This window comes from Acinetobacter sp. NEB149 (genome assembly GCF_012516415.1).
Taxonomy (GTDB): Bacteria; Pseudomonadota; Gammaproteobacteria; order Pseudomonadales; family Moraxellaceae; genus Acinetobacter; species Acinetobacter lwoffii_V.
Genome location: NZ_CP051208.1, coordinates 1,165,642 through 1,185,979 on the forward strand (window position 1 = coordinate 1,165,642; position 20,338 = coordinate 1,185,979).

General features: G+C 42.2%; 18 protein-coding genes and 2 pseudogenes. 13 read left to right on the forward strand and 7 right to left on the reverse strand.

Annotated features, from left to right (window positions below):
• Positions 1-199: 199 nt before the first annotated feature.
• Positions 200-1,615, forward strand: coding sequence for a Si-specific NAD(P)(+) transhydrogenase (gene sthA / locus HGD77_RS05555; protein ID WP_004646501.1), 1,416 nt, complete (start codon positions 200-202; stop codon positions 1,613-1,615).
• Positions 1,616-1,711: 96 nt separating this feature from the next.
• Here sthA and HGD77_RS05560 read toward each other — a convergent pair whose 3' ends face one another.
• The 5 genes and pseudogenes from HGD77_RS05560 to HGD77_RS05575 all read right to left on the reverse strand — a co-directional run bounded on the left by HGD77_RS05560 (position 1,712) and on the right by HGD77_RS05575 (position 6,058).
• Positions 1,712-2,041, reverse strand: a complete 330-nt coding sequence (locus tag HGD77_RS05560; RefSeq protein ID WP_004279668.1) for a four-helix bundle copper-binding protein — start codon at positions 2,039-2,041, stop codon at positions 1,712-1,714.
• A gap of 280 nt (positions 2,042-2,321) precedes the next feature.
• Complete coding sequence (locus HGD77_RS05565) at positions 2,322-3,287, reverse strand: TauD/TfdA dioxygenase family protein (RefSeq protein WP_168730742.1); 966 nt, start codon at positions 3,285-3,287, stop codon at positions 2,322-2,324.
• A 178-nt stretch (positions 3,288-3,465) separates the two neighbouring features.
• Positions 3,466-3,600, reverse strand: a complete 135-nt coding sequence (locus HGD77_RS17125) for a hypothetical protein (protein WP_262457471.1) — start codon at positions 3,598-3,600, stop codon at positions 3,466-3,468.
• A complete protein-coding gene (locus HGD77_RS05570) occupies positions 3,593-4,807 on the reverse strand; it encodes an MFS transporter (protein ID WP_168730743.1) in 1,215 nt (404 codons plus the stop codon). The genes HGD77_RS17125 and HGD77_RS05570 overlap by 8 nt, the downstream gene beginning before the upstream one ends.
• Positions 4,808-4,961: 154 nt before the next feature.
• Positions 4,962-6,058 (reverse strand): annotated as a pseudogene (locus HGD77_RS05575) (OmpW/AlkL family protein).
• Between the two features lie 449 nt (positions 6,059-6,507).
• On the opposite strand from HGD77_RS05575, the gene HGD77_RS05580 reads away from it, so the two are divergent.
• Positions 6,508-6,687, forward strand: coding sequence for a hypothetical protein (locus HGD77_RS05580; RefSeq protein WP_004646507.1), 180 nt, complete (start codon positions 6,508-6,510; stop codon positions 6,685-6,687).
• 286 nt (positions 6,688-6,973) lie between these two features.
• On the opposite strand, the pseudogene HGD77_RS17215 reads toward HGD77_RS05580, so the two are convergent.
• A pseudogene (locus HGD77_RS17215) lies at positions 6,974-7,761 on the reverse strand (hypothetical protein).
• A 365-nt stretch (positions 7,762-8,126) separates the two neighbouring features.
• On the opposite strand from HGD77_RS17215, the gene uvrB reads away from it, so the two are divergent.
• The 11 genes from uvrB (at position 8,127) to HGD77_RS05635 (ending at position 19,539) form a co-directional block, all read left to right on the forward strand.
• Positions 8,127-10,148: an excinuclease ABC subunit UvrB gene (uvrB, locus tag HGD77_RS05590; RefSeq protein WP_086043985.1), complete on the forward strand. Its 2,022-nt coding sequence runs from the start codon at positions 8,127-8,129 to the stop codon at positions 10,146-10,148.
• Between the two features lie 144 nt (positions 10,149-10,292).
• Positions 10,293-10,880, forward strand: a complete 588-nt coding sequence (locus HGD77_RS05595; RefSeq protein WP_004279677.1) for a lipocalin family protein — start codon at positions 10,293-10,295, stop codon at positions 10,878-10,880.
• Positions 10,881-11,042: 162 nt separating this feature from the next.
• Positions 11,043-11,981 carry an EamA family transporter RarD gene (gene rarD / locus HGD77_RS05600; RefSeq protein ID WP_004730115.1) on the forward strand — a complete coding sequence of 313 codons (939 nt, stop codon included), beginning with the start codon at positions 11,043-11,045 and terminating at the stop codon, positions 11,979-11,981.
• Between the two features lie 109 nt (positions 11,982-12,090).
• Complete coding sequence (locus HGD77_RS16985; RefSeq protein ID WP_228761467.1) at positions 12,091-12,675, forward strand: hypothetical protein; 585 nt, start codon at positions 12,091-12,093, stop codon at positions 12,673-12,675.
• Complete coding sequence (locus tag HGD77_RS05605) at positions 12,672-13,856, forward strand: hypothetical protein (RefSeq protein ID WP_228761468.1); 1,185 nt, start codon at positions 12,672-12,674, stop codon at positions 13,854-13,856. The genes HGD77_RS16985 and HGD77_RS05605 overlap by 4 nt, the downstream gene beginning before the upstream one ends.
• A 239-nt stretch (positions 13,857-14,095) precedes the next feature.
• Positions 14,096-15,553, forward strand: coding sequence for a glyceraldehyde-3-phosphate dehydrogenase (locus HGD77_RS05610; RefSeq protein ID WP_004279679.1), 1,458 nt, complete (start codon positions 14,096-14,098; stop codon positions 15,551-15,553).
• Between the two features lie 183 nt (positions 15,554-15,736).
• Complete coding sequence (locus HGD77_RS05615; protein WP_004279680.1) at positions 15,737-16,111, forward strand: winged helix-turn-helix transcriptional regulator; 375 nt, start codon at positions 15,737-15,739, stop codon at positions 16,109-16,111.
• A gap of 407 nt (positions 16,112-16,518) precedes the next feature.
• Positions 16,519-17,736 carry an Obg family GTPase CgtA gene (gene cgtA / locus HGD77_RS05620; protein WP_004646519.1) on the forward strand — a complete coding sequence of 406 codons (1,218 nt, stop codon included), beginning with the start codon at positions 16,519-16,521 and terminating at the stop codon, positions 17,734-17,736.
• Between the two features lie 27 nt (positions 17,737-17,763).
• A complete protein-coding gene (gene proB, locus HGD77_RS05625) occupies positions 17,764-18,897 on the forward strand; it encodes a glutamate 5-kinase (protein WP_004279682.1) in 1,134 nt (377 codons plus the stop codon).
• A 118-nt stretch (positions 18,898-19,015) separates the two neighbouring features.
• Positions 19,016-19,252: a hypothetical protein gene (locus HGD77_RS05630; protein ID WP_168730744.1), complete on the forward strand. Its 237-nt coding sequence runs from the start codon at positions 19,016-19,018 to the stop codon at positions 19,250-19,252.
• Positions 19,252-19,539, forward strand: coding sequence for a GNAT family N-acetyltransferase (locus HGD77_RS05635; protein ID WP_168730745.1), 288 nt, complete (start codon positions 19,252-19,254; stop codon positions 19,537-19,539). Before HGD77_RS05630 ends, HGD77_RS05635 begins: the two co-directional genes overlap by 1 nt.
• 43 nt (positions 19,540-19,582) lie before the next feature.
• Here HGD77_RS05635 and HGD77_RS05640 read toward each other — a convergent pair whose 3' ends face one another.
• Positions 19,583-20,287 carry an SIMPL domain-containing protein gene (locus HGD77_RS05640; RefSeq protein WP_168730746.1) on the reverse strand — a complete coding sequence of 235 codons (705 nt, stop codon included), beginning with the start codon at positions 20,285-20,287 and terminating at the stop codon, positions 19,583-19,585.
• Positions 20,288-20,338 lie beyond the last annotated feature (51 nt).

Sequence of the window (20,338 nt, forward strand, 5' to 3'; positions counted from 1 at the left end):
CTGTTTTTGAAGGGGGAGATACTCAAAGATAGCGCAGTTATTATAACGGACTTCGTTCTAAATAGGGCAAAAAGGGGTATTCATTTAAAAAATGTTCTTATCAAGCAATATATGTGAGTTAAATACACCAAATCAACAGGATTTACGTCATAATAAGAGTGTAGATTAAAGTGAATTTTTTAATTTTGAGGAGCGTTGAATGCCACGTAAAAAAGAGGTCGTTAGTGGGACTTTCGTTAAATATGATGCGGTAGTTCTAGGTTCGGGCCCTGCGGGCGAAGGCGCGGCAATGAAACTTGCCAAATCTGGTAAGCGTGTTGCAATCGTTGAGATGCGTGAACAGCTGGGTGGTAACTGTACCCATGTCGGTACGATTCCAAGTAAAGCATTGCGTCAAACAGTATCCAGTATTATCCGTTATCAACGTGATCCACTGTTTCAAAAAGTTGGGGACTGGAAGCAGTTCACTATGAAGCAAGTGTTGCGTCATGCACATAAAGTTATTCAACAACAAGTAGATACACATTCACGTTTCTACGACCGCAATAAAATTGATATTTATCATGGTCGTGCCTACATTCAGGATCAAAATACCATTTTTGTATTTAACCCAGATGGCATTAAAGAAACGCTGATGTTTAAGCAACTGGTCATTGCCAGCGGCTCGCGTCCATATCGTCCAGACATTCTTGATTTTAATCATCCACGTGTATTTGATTCAGACAAAATTCTGGATCTGGACTATTCCATCCAGAAAATCATCATTTATGGCGCAGGTGTAATCGGTTGTGAATATGCCTCGATCTTTATTGGTTTGGGACATAAAGTTGACCTGATCAACACCCAACACAAACTTTTAAGCTATCTGGATGATGAAATCTCTGATGCGCTGTCTTATCACTTGCGTGAACAGGGTGTGCTGATTCGTCATAATGAACAGATCGACTTTTTAGAAACATTTGACGACCATGTGGTGATGCACACGCAAAGCGGCAAGAAAATTAAAGCCGACGCGATTTTGTGGTGTAATGGCCGTTCAGGCAATACCGATGGTCTAGGCCTTGAAAATGTCGGCCTGAAACCGAACAGCCGTGGTCAATTGACTGTGAATGATCAATATCAGACTGAAGTAGAAAATATCTACGCTGCCGGTGATGTAATCGGTTGGCCTTCGCTAGCCTCTGCTGCCTATGACCAAGGTCGTTGCGCAGGTGCCAATATGAGCGGCGAGAAAGACGTTGCGCCGGTGACTGATATTCCAACCGGGATTTATACCATTCCTGAAATTTCTTCGATTGGTAAGACTGAACAGCAGCTGACTGAAGAAAAAATTCCGTATGAAGTCGGTCAGGCATCATTCCGTCATTTGGCACGTGCACAGATTACCGGTGATACTATGGGTGAATTAAAGATTCTGTTCCATCGCGAAACATTGGAAGTTTTGGGTGTACATTGCTTCGGTAATAATGCCTCTGAAATTATCCATATTGGTCAGGCAGTCATGAACAGCCCGAACAATACCATCAAGTACTTCGTAGAAACCACGTTTAACTATCCGACTATGGCTGAAGCGTATCGTGTAGCCACACTGAATGGTATGAACCGTTTATTCTAAGTGAGATATTTGACTTAGACAGAAAAACCGCAAGTCTTCACTTGCGGTTTTTTTATTGGAAGTGATTAAGTCAGTCAAGTTGATCAAATCGAATTTTTAAGCCGCCATTTTTCGGCATTCTTCAGCACAGCGGCGGCATGCTTCGGCACATTGCTGACAATGTTCATCTTCATGATGACCACATTCTTCTACACAGTAGTCACAGGCTTTCGCACAAAGTTCACATATTTCATGCATGAATGGAGATTGCTTTTGTTCCATACGGGCACACAACTGACAGATATCTGCACAGTCCAGACAGCGCTGGATACACTCCCGCATCATCTCCAGATCTTCTTCTTTAAGACAGGCACTGGCACAGTTGGCACAGGCCAGGGAACAGTTCATACAGGTTTGAACACAATCTGAAAATTGAAGCTGATTCATTGTCGTTTCCTCTTTCCATAGGTTTGTTGCTGATTTTCTAATAAGCTAAGCAGAAAAAGGAAAATACACTAGGTAGATTAGGTGAGGAAAAGTAAACAGCTACTTTGTTTTGTTAGAGATCTACTGGATCATGAGCGATAGTTGGAATTAATTTTTTTTATTTGAAAATAAAAAACCATTGAGGCGGTCAAAGTCTCAATGGTGGAAGATCGACATGATGAATCGTAATTTTTGAAGGGTTAAACTAGCTCTACCTTTCTGGTTATTCTCGTTTTTATTATTAAAACGGACGGCTACCCGCCAGACTGATGCGTTTCAATAAACGGCGCTGATCTGCCGGGAATGGACGGCGTGAGTGTAAGGTCACCTGATTATCCCAGAACACGATATCGCCAATTTCCCAGTGATGTTCATAAGCGAATTCAGGTTTCGAAATATGCTCACGTAATTTGGCGATCAGTTGACTGCCAGCCTGATCATCATAATTGACCAGCTCGACTTCGGTATGGGTGTTTAGCCAAAGCGCTTTACGGCCGGATTCAGGATGAGTGCGCACCAGTGGATGTGGATAAGCATGGCTTAAAATCGGTTGATCTTTAAAACGATACAATGGGCTTGAACCATAACCTTGATCATCAGTCTGATCTTTAGTTTTTTGATGGCGCACAAAAGGGTTATAAGTAATCAGTTGCAGCTGATCGATCTCTACCTTGGTTGCTTCATCGAGTGCATCATAAGCTTTAATGGTATTGATCCAGCTGGTCTGTCCGCCGTCCTGAGGCAGTTCAATGGCATACAGAAGGGAACCAAAAGAAGGTAGGGGCGTCCATTGATGATCGGCATGTGGAGTCAGTTCACCATGCCCGGTGTAATCTCCCTGACCAACAGCATTGGAAACCGGCACGACATCGGGTGGAACACCGCTATCGGACTGCGCAGCCAGTACTGGTGTATCTGCACCGGGACGGAAAATGGAACCGAAATAAGTTGAAAACGCCAGATACTGTAAATCATCTAGACTTTGCTGCTTAAAGATCAAAATCAGATGCTCGGCCAGAGCCTGTTTTAACTTTAAAATGGTTTTGGATGACTGGGCCTTACGGGCATCCAGACCATAGACCACTGCGCCTAAGGCCTGACCGGTTTGCGGTACAATCTTGATTTCAGCCGGATGTTGAAATTGATCGTGCTGATGCCAGCGTGGAGCATCATGAATCGCTTGTGAAAGTTGGGTTAAGCTAGTCATTATCAAGTCTCAGAATTTTCTTATTGATAAGAATCTAAGAAAATTCCGGACTGAAATAAAATCAAAATAAATGATAAGTTTATGAATAATCTAATATTTTTACTATTCATTTGATTTTAAAACATTTAACTTATTGTGCGATGGATTGTGCATTTTCTGCTGAGGATATTTCAGCAGTTTAGTGTGCGCAAAAAGCCTGATTAAAATATTCAAACAGCTGAGGGGTTTGAAACCACAGTCCAATCGACAAAGCCAGTAAAAGCAGGATTGCCACCACAATCGAGAGTTTGAGTTTCAGCAGAGAATCAGTCATGGACGATTTGCTCCTCATTGACCCAAAAATGCACCAGTACGCCAAAAATGCTGAGGACAATTGATAGCATCCACACCGCATTATAATTGCCGCTCAAATCATGGTTGACTCCACCGAGCCAGCCACCGAAAAACGAGCCAACCTGATGGGTAAAGAACACAATGCCACTGAGCATGGTCAGATATTTCACCCCGAACATATTCGCCACAATACCATTGGTCAGCGGAACGGTTGATAACCAGAGTAGTCCCATAATGACACCAAAGCTATAGACTGTCCATGTGCTGAGAGGCAGCATGAGAAAGGCAATAATCGCAATTCCACGCAAGGCATATAATCCCATTAGCAGATGCGGTTTGGAATATTTGCCACCCAGCCAGCCGGCCGTATAGGTGCCTACCACATTAAACAAACCCACTAAGGCTAAGAAGATCGTACCGGTTGTGGCATTAAACCCATGATCAATCAGATATCCAGGCAGGTGAATGCCAATAAAAACGACCTGAAAACCACAAACAAAAAAGCCCATAGCCAGAAACCAGAAGGGTTTATGATTTTTCACCACCACCAGAATCTGTTTAAAACTGAGTGAGACTTTATTGGGGGTAGCGGCCGCGTTGGGATGAACATACATCGGTGCTTTCAGCATCCAGGCCAATGGCACAATCAGTGCAATTAAAATGGCACTGACCACCAGCGCCGCTGACCAGCCAACATTCTGTAATAGCAGCAGGGTTGAAGGCAGCATGATAAACTGACCAAAAGACCCGGCCGCACTGGCAATACCCATCGCCAAACTGCGCTTTTCTGGTGGGGCAGCACGCCCGACCGCAGACAATAAGACCGGAAATGAGGTGGCAGACAGGGCGAGACCCAGAATCAGACCCACACTCAGATTAAGCAATAATCCGGTCGAGCTGACTGCCATCAAGAGTAGACCGATTGCATATAAGGCGCCGCCTACAGCCACCACAATCTTGCTGCCATATTTATCGGCAAATGCCCCGGTGATCGGCTGCACTGCACCCCAGATCAGGTTTTGCATGGCAATGGCCAGACTAAAAACATTATGACCCCAGCCAAACTCTTCGCTCATCGGTACCAGATACAGACCAAAGGCATGACGTACACCCAGTGACAGTGCCAAAATTATGGCGGAGCCAATCAGCATAAAAATAAGAGCTTTGGAAAATTGACTGTCAGCCATACGTCATTCATGCCTATAAAGTTGATATGTATAGTATTCGATTCAAGCAATAGAGGCGATTAAATAAATATTGATCAAAAGATAAATTTTTTTATCAATATTTTAAGCCTAAAAAAACGGCCGAAGCCGTTTAATCAAATATCGGGTTTCAAACTTAGAAACGCATCCCGATCCCGGCATAGGCCAGAATCGGATTGACTTCAATATCGGCTTTAGAGCGAATCAGCTCACCTAAATTTGCATCTGTCACTGTAATTGTCGTGTCATTTTTTAGATGTGCATAAGATACTGAACCGACTGCAAACCAGGTGTCATTAAAGTCATAGCTAAAGCCGACCGTGGCCACAGGTGCGAAAGCATCGGATGCCTCAAGCTTTACTTTTGGATCGGCTTCACTTAGCTTATACCTTCAAGGGAAGCACCAGCATTGCCTTGTTTAATATTGGCAATCATATGTCCTGCAGCAATTAGGTCTTGCTCGGTACGTGAGTTAATTTCCAGTTCATTGAAATAGGCATACATCACACCTAAGCCGACATAAGGCCGGAATTTATTCACTCCGGTTTTACCAAAGTGATACTGGAATTCAAAGGCAGGTGTCCAGGCGCGGGCAGAGGCGGCCGGCCCATAAGCTTCCAGATCAGTAATGAGAATATCATTCTTCAATTCAATACCAGGTAAATCAATTCCACCTGGAATTTGTGGAATTAAATCAAGACTTGGAGTCGCAAGCGCAGAAAAAGGGGCATAAATTTTACCACTGCCTTGCAAGTCTACTTTGGGGGGAATGCCGGCTTTCATTTCAAAAGAAATATTATCGGTAAAATAGTAATTGGTCATAATGCCTAAAGTGGTGACATCATCTGCTTCCAGGCCAGTACCAGGATTATTCCAGCTTTCCAGTCCATAAATTTCAGCTCGTCCACTGAGCGTTGCGGGCAGTGTTTCTGTACCAAGTCGATCGAGAATATTAACAAAAACAGAGGAAAGGTTTGGGTCCATGTCTGGATCAAGATTATTTTTCACAGAGTCAATTGAGATATCACCTACTTGTGATGTTTCACCTTCTTTGACAGCAGTATTCACTTTAAATGGTTGGGCCTTGCCTTGCGGCATCACATGCAATGCACCGACTGATACCGAAAAGCGCTTAAAGCCATCTCCATCTTGCAAGCTAAAATAAGGGGAATCTGCATGCGCGACCATAGGTAAAGTGGCTAGGCCTGCCATACATGCCAGCAATGTTTTCATTGATTTGGAACTCCATGTCCAGTGTGTTTATTCGTTTTTCTAGTTCATTAATTATGTGAATTACATTAAAAATTCAGTTATAGAACAACAGATCAAAAGTTAATCGATGGTTGATAATGGTAACTACTGTATATTTTTTGTTTATATCTCTTGAATTTTAAGAAATGTATAGCGTGTAAATATAATTACTTTTACCTTAATAGCTTAAGTATAAAAGTGAAGGAAATTTGCTCTTGAAAGCATTAAAATTTCAATCCTATGAATTTTTATCGTAGAAGATATAGAGGAGAGTTTAGGTAAATTTTAGGCTGCATTGATTCAAGCATTTATCATCATGGGATGATTTCTTATTTTTCCAAAACAAGAGCATATGAATTTATCCAAGATCCTGCTACCCAGTCGACTGAGTTTTTTTGTACAATAGCTGCATATATTATTGAGTGAATCACATGAGCACCCAAACTCCTCCCAAAAAAAAGCCCCTGGTTAATTTACCTTTCCCGATCAAGCAAGCAGAGCAAAATGCTGCAGAAGAAGTTCTGGAAGATTTAAGACCAAGACCACAGCGTTATGCTGACCGTACTTGGATGCCACCACGTGGTACGCGCCGTTCAATGGGCAAGCGCTAATTGATCAGACTCAAAAAGCTATGATCAATCATGGCTTTTTTTATGGAAGTTTTTAGGGAGTTGGTGAGTAATATTTGATTTATTTTTCGAGCAAATAGAAAGTGGTGCTCTAATTTATCCAAATCTCTTTCAATTTTATTCTTAATAAAGCAAACGAAATATGTAAGCTCTGTAAATACCCATCAAAATAAAATCCAGACCTGATTGATTTCATATTCGACATTTTAGCCGCCCATAAAAAAAGCCAATTCAAACATTGGCTTTTTTGAAAGATATTTTGATAGCACTAACGAATGCTTTTACGCGCTTTATTTTCCGGTTTCGGTGGCGCAATTTCTCGCTCGCCTTGCCAGACATCGATAAAATCTTTCTCGTTAATATTATAAAGTTCTAGGAGTGCTAAAATCACGCCTCCAAACAACATGGCACCTTCTGAATGGCTCTGAAAATCGACCAGCTTGGTATTCAGGTTGTGCAGGATATCTTCAATTTCAAAGACACGTTCCCGCCCATTGCTGTCGGTCGGATAGATCTGGGTATTTAAAATAATTCTCGCCAAGCTTTTTTCATTTTCGGTCAAAGGCAGTTCTTCAATCAATTCATCGCTGGCTGGAGTTAAAATGACCGAATCGCGGAATATGGTATGTAAAAATTTGCGCTTAATTTTGGCAGCGGCTTTTCGACAAAAGGACGGAAAGATTGCGGGAAAATCACATTACGTGAGATGCCTTTAAACATCGGTGCAATTTCCTCTACCTTATAACCTGCGATCCCACAACCCAAGGAAGTAATAAAATATTTATTTTTAGGATGGTTTTTGGTGTAAATCTTAAAGTCATCAATATAGTGCTGGATTTGTGAGAGTGGCATTTGTTGCAAATGCTCGTTCATTGTTGGAATAGCATAGCTCTGACCCGCCCAGCCACGACCCACGCCCATGACTGCACCAAAATGCTCAAGTGCCGTTCTGGCTGCTCCACCACCATGCTGTCCAGCCAAGTTGCTGCCAAAAACAAAAACCGTATTTTCCGGAAGGGATTTAACAATACTTTCATCGTGATAGTGGTAAGTCATAATTGTCTATTCTAGGCCATCCTGATCTTCATGTTGCCCGTGAAATGCATAGGGGTCAAGGCATTATTCTGCAGCGATATCCAAACAGAGAGAGTAATATTTCACCCATAAGGCAAAACATGATGCCGAGTATGCACAAATAAAGCTGCTGGCTGAAAATGCTTGGTTTTTTCTGTATTTATTCGCTTTGTAACTGTATATTTTATTGATGATTTTTCAAACTAGAGAATGAGTCAAGCGCTAACAAATAATGAATACTAATATTGTTTTATTTTACCAAACAGAAACCTAAGCAGGGATTGAGTAATTCCAATTTACCCTCATAATAAATCAAATCTATATCCGCAGCGAAGTCAGCGAAAGCTATGAGTGATAAAAAACCCTTTGAATTAGTGACCAGTTATCAACCAGCAGGCGATCAGCCACAGGCCATTGAAAAACTTGTCAAAGGCATTGAACAGGGTTTTCATGATCAGCTTTTACTGGGGGTTACTGGGTCTGGTAAAACCTATACTATGGCCAATGTCATTGCACAGACACAGCGTCCGACCATTGTCATGGCACATAACAAAACTTTGGCTGCGCAGCTCTACGGCGAATTTAAAGCATTTTTCCCCAATAATGCCGTCGAATATTTTGTCAGTTATTATGATTATTATCAGCCGGAAGCCTATGTGCCATCTTCAGATACTTTTATCGAGAAAGATGCTGCAATTAATGACCATATTGACCAGATGCGCCTTTCTGCAACCCGTTCACTCCTAGAGCGACGTGATGCGATTATTGTCGCATCGGTATCTGCGATTTATGGTTTGGGTGATCCAAATGCCTATATGAGCATGTTGCTGCATGTGGTGGAGGGTGACCGCATTGGCCGTGATGATATTATTCGCCGTCTGGTCGAGATGCAGTATTCGCGTAACGAACTGGAATTTCTGCGTGGTACTTATCGTATTCGCGGCGAAATTATTGATATTTTCCCGGCAGAATCGGATCAGGATGCGATCCGGATTGAACTGTTTGATGATGAAGTTGACTCCATTCGCTGGTTTGATCCGCTGACCGGGAAAATGGTTCGTAAAGTGCCTCGCGTCACTATTTATCCTAAAAGCCATTATGTTACGCCGAAAGACAATTTATCCCGCGCGATTGAAACCATCCGGGACGAACTCAAAGAGCGCCTGGTGTTCTTCCGTGAAAATGACAAACTGCTGGAAGCACAGCGGATTGAACAGCGGACACGCTATGATCTGGAAATGATGCAACAACTGGGTTATACCAACGGCATTGAAAACTATTCGCGTCATTTATCTGGCCGTCCTGCGGGTGAAGCGCCACCGACCTTGTTCGATTATATTCCTGATGATGCCTTGCTGATTATTGATGAATCGCATGTGACAGTGCCGCAGATTGGTGCCATGTACAAGGGCGACCGTTCGCGTAAAGAAAATCTGGTCAATTACGGGTTCCGTTTGCCAAGCGCGCTGGATAACCGTCCAATGAAATTTGAGGAATGGGAACGGATTGTGCCGACGACCGTTTATGTCAGCGCAACGCCCGCACGTTATGAGCTGGAAAAATCCCAGCAGATTGTCGAACAGGTGGTACGTCCGACTGGTCTGATCGATCCGGAAATTGAAATTCGTCCAGTTCTGACGCAGGTCGATGATGTGCTTTCAGAAATTAATTTGCGTAAAGATATTAATGAGCGGGTGCTGGTTACAACCTTGACCAAGCGTATGGCTGAAGATTTAACCTCTTATTTGAAAGAATACGGGATTAAGGTCGCTTATTTACACTCGGATATCGATACTGTTGAACGTGTCAAAATCATTCATGAACTGCGTACTGGGGTGCATGATGTACTGGTCGGGATTAACCTGCTGCGTGAAGGGCTGGATATGCCGGAAGTGTCACTGGTCGCCATTCTGGATGCGGATAAAGAAGGTTTCCTGCGTTCCGAGCGCTCTCTCATTCAGACCATTGGCCGCGCTGCACGTAACCTGAAAGGTAAGGCGATTCTGTATGCAGACCGAATCACTGATTCGATGCAGAAAGCCATTGATGAGACAGACCGTCGTCGTGCCAAGCAGATTCAGTTTAATGAAGAACATGGCATTACCCCGCGCAGTGCAGTGCGTCAGGTGATCAAGGAAATTGATACCGGTGAAGTATTGGATGATGATTCAATTGAATTGAAAGCCTCGGATCAGGCACGTGCGATCAGTGCAGATGAGCGGCATATCATGGCAGATCCAAAAATGTTTGCGAAACACATTAACAAGCTTGAAAAGGAAATGCTGAAAGCTTCCAAAGAGCTTCAGTTTGAGCAGGCTGCGCGTATGCGTGATGAAATTGTGCGTTTAAAAGCCCAGATGTTTGATTGATTGTTGTTGCATTAAATCTTATTTAAATGACGTAAAATCAATCACAAAGAAAACATAATGTAACAAATTTAGGAATTGGATAAAGCTATTGTATGAACAGAAATTTTTAAATAAATATTTTGTGAACATGCAATAGGTATCTTTATGACAACTCAAAAATTTTCACGTACTGGATTAAAGCTGGCAAAAATTGCGGTGGGTAGTGCGGTTCTTCTTGGTTTGGGCGCCGCTACCATGGCTTATGCGAAAGACGAGCCATTACCGACCATTGAGAAAGTTGAACTGGACCGTTATCTGGGAACATGGTACGAAGTAGCACGCAAACCTTTGTATTTTCAAAACAAGTGTGATCGCGATGTCACAGCGACCTATACTTTAAATGAAAATGGCAATATCGTGGTGGATAACCGCTGCATTAAAAAAGATGGTGGACAAACCCAGTCATTGGGCGAGGCATTTGTGCAAAATCCACCGCAGAATACCAAGTTAAAAGTCAGTTTCTTACCAGACTTTATTCGTTGGATTCCGGTCGCTCGTGGCGATTATTGGGTCTTAAAACTGGATGAAAATTATCAAACTGTTCTGGTCGGTGAGCCAAAACGTAAATATATGTGGATACTCTCACGTGATCCTCAATTGGATAAAAATGTGGTAAATGAATATTTACAATATGCACAGTCTGTCGGTTATGACCTGAGTGATGTAATTCATACTAAACAAACTCAAAGATAAAAAGATCGTCTTAATGGGAACCATGCTATGGCATGGTTTTTTATTTTATGAGTCGAAAGACAATCTAAAATCGAGAGATAACTACATTTTAAATAGATGAAGCATCAAGCTTTCTATTGTACTAATCGTTATAATGCCGGCGAATGAAAGTAGAGTTTAACTATGTATAAAGGCATCGCGTTATCTGTCTTGGCCTCTGTGGTTTTTGGAGTGCTGTATGTATTTACGCCTTTTTTACAGCCTTTAGATAGTGAACAGACTTTTGCTTGGCGTATGCTGGCGACTTTACCATTCCTCACAGCCTTTATGTGGTGGTCGGGTGATCTGAAACATATTAGCAATATCTTTAAGCGGGTGTTGCAACAGCCTTCATTCTTGATCTGGTTGCTGATCAGTTCACTGTTGTGTACCACGCAATTGTGGTTATTTCTATGGGGACCTATCAATGGCCGTGGCCTCGAAGTCTCGCTCGGTTATTTTCTGCTACCTCTGGTGATGGTGCTGGTCGGCTGTGTGCTTTATAAAGAAAAATTGTCATCTTTCCAGATGGTCGCCGTTGCTCTGGCAATGTTGGGGGTAGGGCATGAAATCTGGCGGATCGGTTCAATCGCATGGGAAACGGTCTATGTCGCTTTAGCTTATCCACTTTATTTCTTTATGCGGCGTAAATTCGCGACCGATCATCTTGGTGGATTCTGGTGGGATCTATTTCTGATTTTGCCTGTGGCATTTTATTTGGGCTTTATCTATAGCGATTCTATGTCGCTTATGTTGAGTCATTCTCATTTGATCCTGGCAGTTCTTGGATTGGGCTTTTTAAGTGCGCTCGGTTTAGGTAGCTATATTTTGGCTAGCCGATATTTACCCTTTGTCATCTTTGGGCTGTTGAGTTATCTGGAGCCGGTACTGCTTGCTTTTGCCTCGATGGCACTGGGTGAGCGTGTGGAATCAGGTGAATGGCTGACCTATATTCCAATCTGGTTGGCTGTTTTACTGTTGATTGTGGAAGGAATATTGCATTTAAAACAGCAGCAGCTGAAAAAAAATGAGCTGGCAAATAAAGCTGCACAGCTAGAAAAAATCAGAAAAAATAATGAATAATGTGGTTTGCATAAGCATTATATTCGTCAGACAATATTGACCTGATTATTTTAAAAATCATCTACCATTTTGTTTAAAATAATGTTTTCGATATATTAAGGGGATAAACATGTCACAGATTGCGATTCCATATCAGTTACGTGCACGTTTATCACAACTGGAACCAAGTCTGGATTTAAATTGGGAGCGAGAGCTTCGTACTATTCTGGCAGAAGTTTCACCCGAATTAAAAGAAAGTATTGATTTTCAAATTTTAAAGCCCAAGAAAATTCTTTGGGATCAGGAAATGGATCAATACCGCTATCAGGCTCAACATTCGGTAGAACGTCTTAGCCAAAAATTTCTCAATGACCGGATGCGTTACTATGCTAGTACCTTTGGCTTGTCACTGAAAAGTTTGCAGGGTTTGAATGATAGCTTGCAAATTGCGGACTACTTAGAAAACGTCCTGGAACAAATCGATAAAATTGACGTCAATGAAAATTTTCAGATGCAGCGTGAAAAGCTGGAACTGCGTCGTACATTTTTATTAAATGCTGCTGAAGTTATTCGTGGTCTTCGCTTACAACCGGTTGAGGGGGTGCGTCAGCTCACTGAACAGCAAATCAAATGCTTCATTATTGAAGTTTTTATCAAGCAGCAATTGTTGGGTTATTGGTATAAGCCGCTATTAAAAAACAGACGGCAGAAATGACGCATCCACTTTTCCGTTATTTCCTGATTAAAGAGCAGCAGATTCGTCATTTTGATATTGTCCGTACCTCGCAATTTCTATTTATTGTTGCGCCGGTGATGGATGTGCAGCAAAACCCGTATTCTATTCGTCGTTTCCTGATTGAAGAAAAAGGTGCACTTGAAGATCAGGTCTACCTGAATATCCTGATTTTGGACCTCCAGGATGATATGGATGAAGCGGTGGTAGAAACCCTGAAATCGCAGATGCAGCGGATGGTAACTTTACAGAGTCAGATTCATTTGGATGTAATCGATATCGTGCATACGCTGGAACAGGTGTCTGAACAGAAGTTATTGCCTTTACTGGTTGAGCCCATTCAAGTCGTAGAGAAAAATGCCGATGTGGTGGCACAACGTCACTTGAAACAGTTTGAAGAAATTATGACGCGTGAATTGCTTTTGCCGATGCGGGATGCCATTCGTGATCATTTATCGCATATTGAAGAGTTTGATTATCTGTATCTGCATGTCCATAAAGTATTTACAGAAATTCTGGCCTATTACCGCGATTTCAAGTCCCAGCCGGGTTTCATGTTTAATCAGTACATCCAGAATTTTGAATATAAGCTGCTGGCTTTTATCCGTTTACTGGAAAAGCGTAAAGCGGAAACCTTTATTCCTACATATCGCAATGAATGGCAAGTCATGCATCAGCGTTCACAGCAGGCTGTTTTGGATATTCAAAATACGATTTCTGAAAATGTACAGCAATACCGGGATCTGAAAAAATATATTAATACACTGCAGCGGCAAAAAGCGGATGAAGAGAAAAAATCCGTATTTAAAAAGTTATGGCGTAAAAATAATTTCGATGAGGCAATTGACACCGCGCTCAACCAATTACAGCAGTTAAAGCGCAGTATGTTTCTGGAAATTATTCAGGTGCCAAGAACACATGAAAACTGTAGTGTATTTCTGGAATTTGAAAGTTTGCAGCATTTGCAGCAGGTTGATCGCCACTATGCTTTTCCCTCTGGGGATAATGGCCTGACCCGTTTACCTTTGCTTATTCACTTGCCCGAAACCTATGATGATTTCGATGTAGAAAACTTCAATGCCTCCATGAGTCTGGACATGAATTTTTCAGCAGGGAGTAGAATCCAGCCTGAACAGGGCGGGACGCTAAATTTTGAAATTTAGATTTGTTTGAATAAACAACATTTAACAAATTTGTGTCAGGTACTGAAAATAGTGGTCTTTAGCATTTTCGGATGCAAAATCATTCAGCTAATTACAACTATTTTTGAAATTTATAGTGAATATACGTTAAAAACCACCCGTCTCAACGAGCTTTTGATTCAAACTTGCGGCCAATTCCATTACAATTGTCGGGTTTAGAAATTTATGCTTAGATTTACAATTAATTAGAGGACGTATCTGTGAGCAAAGACACTATTGTTGCCCTCCATGCAGAACACCAAGGTCGCTGGAAAAACCGTGAAGAACTTGCGGAACGTATGATTGCCCTTGTTGGCCAGTTATATCGTGAAAAAAATATTGTAGCTACAGTTTATGGTCGCTCTTTAATTAACCGCTCTGTGATTCAGATTTTGAAAGCACACCGCCGTACTCGCGTACTGGACGTTGAACTTTCTGTAGTTGATACTTTCCCAATTCTTGAAGCATTGGTGAAAGTAGAAAACATCGGTTCTGCTGAAGTTGATCTGGGTAAACTTGCTGTTGAATTTAAAGAAAAAGGCGGCGACATCGATGCATTTGTTGCAGACGCTGTTAAATCGATCGAAGGCAATGCTGCTGCTGTAGAACATAAAGATGTGGTTCTTTATGGTTTCGGTCGTATCGGTCGTATCCTGGCACGTTTGATGATTGGTCAATCAGGTCTGGGTCGTGGTCTTAGCCTGAAAGCAATCGTTGTTCGTAAATCATCTGATGGTGATTTGGAAAAACGTGCTTCTTTACTTCGTCGTGACTCTATTCACGGTCCATTTGCAGGCACAATTTCTGTAGATGAAGAAAACGAAGCAATCATTGCCAACGGTAACTTCATCAAAGTGATTTATGCTTCTAATCCTTCTGAAGTAGATTACACTGCATACGGTATCAACAATGCACTTGTGATCGACAACACAGGTAAATGGCGTGATGCTGAAGGTCTTGCTCAACACCTTAAATGCCCGGGCGCTGCTCGTGTGATTCTGACTGCACCTGGTAAAGGTGACATGAAGAACGTAGTTTACGGTGTAAACCAAGCGGATATCCTTGATGAAGATACCATCATCTCTGCTGCAAGCTGTACGACTAACGCTATTACACCTACACTGAAAGTATTACATGACAAATACACGGTGTTGAATGGTCATGTTGAAACAGTTCACTCGTTCACGAACGACCAGAACCTGATCGACAACTACCATAAAGCTGACCGTCGTGGTCGTGCTGCAACATTGAACATGGTTATTACTGAAACTGGTGCAGCGAAAGCAGTAGCGAAAGCGCTTCCAGCTCTTCAAGGTAAATTGACAGGTAACTCTGTACGTGTACCTACACCAAACGTATCTCTTGCGATTCTTAACCTGACTTTAGGTCAAGACGTTGATCGTGATGAAGTGAACGAATACATTCGTCAGATTTCAATCGGTTCTAGCCTGCAAGGTCAAATCGGTTATACCAACTCGACTGAAGTGGTATCTTCTGACTTTATTGGTTCACGCACTGCAGGTGTATTTGACGCGCAAGCAACGATCACTTCAGGCAACCGTTTAACTGCTTATGTTTGGTACGATAACGAAGTGGGTTATAGCTGCCAGGTATTGCGTATTGCTGAACAAATGGGTGGCGTAAGCTATCCAAAAGTTCCTGCTGAAACTAATGCATAATTAGTATTTAGCTAAAAAAAGAGCCTCATTTGAGGCTCTTTTTTTATGATTTTTTTATTTAAAGCAGACTTTTTAATCTAATAAGAATTAATAAATCTGCTTGCTGGCGAAATATGAATCTGATAACTTACAAAGAGTAAGTATATTAAAATGAGTAAGTAATAAAAATATGGTGAGAATAGTATGACAAATTATGCAATTAGCCCGTTATTGGGGCAGGTTTTATCAACTGAATGTCCATCACGTGAAATATTGGAACACCTTGCCAATAAATGGTCGGTCTTGGTTTTGCGTTGCTTAAGTGAAGGTGTGCATCGTTTCAGTGAACTGAAACAACGCATTGAGGGGGTAAGTGAAAAAATGCTCTCCCAGACTTTAAAAATGCTTGAACAGGATGGTTTTATTTTGAGAACAGTTTATCCGGTGGTGCCGCCAAAAGTGGAATATCAATTGACGATTACCGGTTCACAAGCGGCTGAAAAAATCATGTATTTAATTGGCTGGATTGAAAAAAGTCTGCCAGATATTTTAGAACATAAACAAAATGTTATTAAATAGTTTTCATTAAATGGCAGGAATGCAGTGTTTGTGAAAATACAAAATTTGGACTTATCTTGGTTTATATAAAATACTGATTTTAAAAGGTGTCTGCATCAGAAAATCTTCTTGTGAACACGGCTTTTGAAAAATTTACTCCTCTATAAATTATTTTAAAAATCATTAAGAAATTCACAAAAAAATTTCCAAAATAGGGGATAGTATTAGGGCAAAAGCGCTTGATTTCCTACCACTTCTTTTCCATCTTTTAAGCATTCTGTTTCTAAATCTATGCCTTAGATAGGTCAAATAGGCTTGGTGAGAAAACGACTAACTAAGATTTATGGGATTGCTGCATAATTCTATTCGAGAAATTCTTTAAAATATGGCAGAATATGGGGTTTTAAAGTTTTTAGAGGATTGGCAATATGCGCTTTGTTGATGAAGCAGTCATTACCGTAGAGGCTGGCGACGGTGGCAATGGCGTAGCCAGTTTTCGCCGTGAAAAATTCGTGCCATTTGGTGGTCCAGATGGTGGTGATGGTGGTCGTGGCGGCAGCATTTATATTCAGGCTGACGACGACACCAGTACGCTAGTTGATTATCGTTATACACGTAAATATCGTGCAGAACGAGCAAAAAATGGCCGTGGGGCGAACTGTGCTGGTCGTGGCGGTGAAGATACCGTACTAAAAGTTCCGGTAGGAACAACAATTGTAGATGTTGAGTCTGGTGACATTATTGGCGACTTGATCGAAGACGGTCAACGCGTGAAAGTGGCAGCAGGCGGTGATGGTGGTTTAGGTAATACCCACTTTAAATCATCGACCAACCGTTCACCACGTAAGTGTACGCATGGTCAAAAAGGCGAATTCCGTGAAATCCGTCTAGAACTTAAAGTTCTGGCAGATGTCGGCTTGCTGGGTATGCCAAATGCGGGTAAATCAACCTTCATTCGTGCAGTATCGGCTGCAAAACCAAAAGTTGCAGATTATCCATTTACTACCATGGTGCCAAACCTGGGTGTGGTCGATGCTGACAGTCACCGTTCATTCGTGATGGCGGATATTCCCGGCCTGATCGAAGGTGCATCTGAAGGTGCAGGTCTTGGGATTCGCTTCCTGAAGCACTTGGCGCGTACCCGTATCTTGTTGCATATCGTTGACGTACAACCGATTGATGGCTCAGATCCGGCACATAATGCCAAAGCAATTATGAAAGAGTTAGAAAACTTCTCCCCAACGCTTTCAAAACTGCCGATCGTATTGGTACTGAACAAAGTCGATCAGTTGGCTGAAGAAACACGTGAAGAATGGTGTACCCATATTCTTGAAGAATTGCAGTGGGAAGGCCCGGTTTTTGAAACTTCTGGCTTAACTGCTGAAGGCACCAAAGACGTGGTTTACTACCTGATGGATCAGATCGAAGAGCAACGTGAACGCGAAGCTGAAGATCAAGAATATGCAGCAGAAATGAAAGCATTCCGTGATCAGCTTGAAGCTGAAACACGTGAACAAACCATCGCTGCAAAAGAAGCGTATCGTGAGATGCGTCGTCAGCAACGTCTTGCCGGTATTCTGGGCGATGATGAAGATGATGAAGATGGCGATGATGATAGTGATGTGGAAGTGTACTACGTACGCTAATCTCTGAGAGAAGAGTCTGAGGACAAGATGATAGAAGTGGTAGATGGGCAGCGTCAGCTCAAGGGTTGTAAACGAATCGTTGTTAAAATCGGATCATCTTTACTCACAGCAAATGGACAAGGTTTAGATTTAGATGCCATCTCGCATTGGGCGGGACAAATCGCAGATCTACACAATGCAGGACACGAGATTATTCTGGTGTCTTCCGGTGCTGTGGCTGAAGGTATGGTGCGAATGAAACTTGAGAATCGACCCACCGATCTACCCAGTCTTCAGGCTTGTGCTGCCATCGGTCAGATGGGTCTGATCCATACTTGGTCAAGCGTACTAGAGAAACACCAGATTCGAACTGCGCAAGTATTGTTAACCCATGATGATCTGGCAGATCGTCGTCGTTATCTCAATTCATGTGATGCTTTGCAGAACCTGATTGACTGGCGTGTGATTCCGGTGATCAATGAAAATGATACTGTTTCGACTGACGAAATTCGCTTTGGTGACAACGACACACTTGCTGCGATGGTTGCGGGTCAGGTGCATGCAGACCTTCTGATTATCTTAACGGATCAGGAAGGTATGTTTGACTCAGACCCGCGGTCTAATCCAGATGCCAAATTGTTCCATACGGTACGTGCGATGGATGAAAGTCTGTTTGATATGGCCGGTGGAGGCGGTAAATTTGGTCGTGGTGGTATGCTGACCAAAGTTCGTGCAGCCCGTCTGGCGGCAAAATCTGGCTGTCCGACCTTAATTGCAAGTGGTGATAGTGATGGTGTTCTATCACGTCTAATGTCTGGCGAATTGTTAGGTACCTTGTTTGTCACTGACAAAGACCGGATGACAGCGCATCAGCAATGGTTGGCTGCTCACTTGCAAACCGCAGGTCGTTTAGTGATTGATGATGGTGCAGTAAAAGCCATTAAAGACAATCATCGCAGTTTATTGCCTGTAGGGGTGAAAGCGGTTGAGGGTCATTTCGAACGCGGTGATGTGGTGGAATGTGTCGATACACAAGGTCACCGTATTGCAGTTGGTCGTGTCAACTTTAGTTCTCGTTCAGCAGATATCGTTCGTGGTCTGGCATCGGATAAAGTTCATCAGGTTTTGGGTGAAGCACGTTCTTTAGAGATGATTCATCGCAATCATATGGCGATCTACTAAGCCATTCGGATTTAAGTTAAGAGATACAAAAAATCCCGCCTTCGAGCGGGATTTTTTATGAGAAAAACAAAAATGGCATATATTTTGATAGTGATAAGAAGAAAAGGGGGGGACGAATATGACAGTCGTTACATATCGATTATTAAACAGCATTGAAGGATATCAATGTGCATTGGCAGACTTATTTCAGCGTTGTGTAAAAGATGGCGCATCACTTGGGTTTTTGCCGCATGAGCCAGCAGAATATTTTCAGCATTATTGGGCAGGTGTTGCTCAGGATATTCAAAAGGAAAAAACTTATCTTTGGGCGACTTTTTTAAATGAAAATTTAGTGGGTACAGTACAGTACAGTTAGTGCGTGCAACAAAAGCTAATGCTTTACATCGGGCAGAAATTGAAAAATTGATGGTGCATCCTAAAGCACGGCAGCAGGGCATTGCTTTTACTCTTTTAGAGTTGGTGGAACAATATGCCAAACAGATTGGATTAAGTTTATTAGTACTGGATACGCGCACAGGCGATGTCTCCGAGCAGCTTTATCGTAAATTTGGTTTTGAATATGCGGGTCTGATCCCAAAATTTGCTTTAAGCCATACAGGGAGTTTAGAGGCCACAACATTATTTTATAAAATTCTAAAATAAAAAAAGCGACCTAAATCAGGTCGCTTTAAGTTTTATGGACAATTTACTTAAACTGAATCGAGCCATTGGCACTGACCGTCATTTGCGATTCACCCGCCGCAACTTCCTGCTCAGGAACCGCCATATCAGCCGATGCAGATTTCATCATGGCCATACGCGGTACTGGCTGTGGTGAATAATTGTTAGTATTCAGGTTTAAGTTCACCAGTTGATAACTCGGTTTGTTCCAGGTCTGGGTGAGTGCCTGTGCGCGTTGCTGGAAGTTTTTGGTAGCTTCAATCATCAGCTCGCTTTCAACTTTTTTACGCTTTTCGTCTGATACTTTAAAGTTAATCGACTGGGTCTGGAAGTGCTGTTGTAATTCGGCAATCAGTTGAGATGTCGCTTTAAAATCTTTCGATTCCAGACGAATTTGGGCACGACCACGCCATTCTTTCAATTTACGGTTGTCATTGTCATAAATAGGATAAGTGCTTTGTGCACCTGTCTCGATTTTCACAGTAGGATATTTGCGTGCTGTGGCGATCGCCTGATTCATCAGCTGGTTAATTTGAGTGGCCAGTTCAGCCGGCTGTTTGTTGGATTTTTCAATATAAAGCACAGCATACATTTCATCATTTGAGATTTCACGGCTAGCCTCTGCTGAAAGATTAACAACATTATAATTCAGAGATTCAGCAGGAGCTGCAAATGCGCCTGTGGCGAGGGTGCTGGCAAGGATCAAACTGGTAAGTGCTAAGAGACGCATGAAATTGTCCTGTTTTTCTTAAAATTGGCCATCTAAGCCGTTGTTAAAATA

What these genes read in the sequence shown, in the direction of transcription:
- HGD77_RS17125 (WP_262457471.1), bottom strand. Translation starts at nt 3,600, where the DNA reads ATGACTGATTCTCTGCTGAAACTCAAACTCTCGATTGTGGTGGCAATC.
- HGD77_RS05570 (WP_168730743.1), bottom strand. Translation starts at nt 4,807, where the DNA reads ATGGCTGACAGTCAATTTTCCAAAGCTCTTATTTTTATGCTGATTGGC.
- uvrB (WP_086043985.1), top strand. Translation starts at nt 8,127, where the DNA reads ATGAGTGATAAAAAACCCTTTGAATTAGTGACCAGTTATCAACCAGCA.
- HGD77_RS05640 (WP_168730746.1), bottom strand. Translation starts at nt 20,287, where the DNA reads ATGCGTCTCTTAGCACTTACCAGTTTGATCCTTGCCAGCACCCTCGCC.
- HGD77_RS05615 (WP_004279680.1), top strand. Translation starts at nt 15,737, where the DNA reads ATGACAAATTATGCAATTAGCCCGTTATTGGGGCAGGTTTTATCAACT.
- HGD77_RS05630 (WP_168730744.1), top strand. Translation starts at nt 19,016, where the DNA reads ATGACAGTCGTTACATATCGATTATTAAACAGCATTGAAGGATATCAA.
- HGD77_RS05580 (WP_004646507.1), top strand. Translation starts at nt 6,508, where the DNA reads ATGAGCACCCAAACTCCTCCCAAAAAAAAGCCCCTGGTTAATTTACCT.
- HGD77_RS05595 (WP_004279677.1), top strand. Translation starts at nt 10,293, where the DNA reads ATGACAACTCAAAAATTTTCACGTACTGGATTAAAGCTGGCAAAAATT.
- sthA (WP_004646501.1), top strand. Translation starts at nt 200, where the DNA reads ATGCCACGTAAAAAAGAGGTCGTTAGTGGGACTTTCGTTAAATATGAT.
- HGD77_RS16985 (WP_228761467.1), top strand. Translation starts at nt 12,091, where the DNA reads ATGTCACAGATTGCGATTCCATATCAGTTACGTGCACGTTTATCACAA.
- proB (WP_004279682.1), top strand. Translation starts at nt 17,764, where the DNA reads ATGATAGAAGTGGTAGATGGGCAGCGTCAGCTCAAGGGTTGTAAACGA.
- HGD77_RS05565 (WP_168730742.1), bottom strand. Translation starts at nt 3,287, where the DNA reads ATGACTAGCTTAACCCAACTTTCACAAGCGATTCATGATGCTCCACGC.
- cgtA (WP_004646519.1), top strand. Translation starts at nt 16,519, where the DNA reads ATGCGCTTTGTTGATGAAGCAGTCATTACCGTAGAGGCTGGCGACGGT.
- HGD77_RS05605 (WP_228761468.1), top strand. Translation starts at nt 12,672, where the DNA reads ATGACGCATCCACTTTTCCGTTATTTCCTGATTAAAGAGCAGCAGATT.
- HGD77_RS05560 (WP_004279668.1), bottom strand. Translation starts at nt 2,041, where the DNA reads ATGAATCAGCTTCAATTTTCAGATTGTGTTCAAACCTGTATGAACTGT.
- rarD (WP_004730115.1), top strand. Translation starts at nt 11,043, where the DNA reads ATGTATAAAGGCATCGCGTTATCTGTCTTGGCCTCTGTGGTTTTTGGA.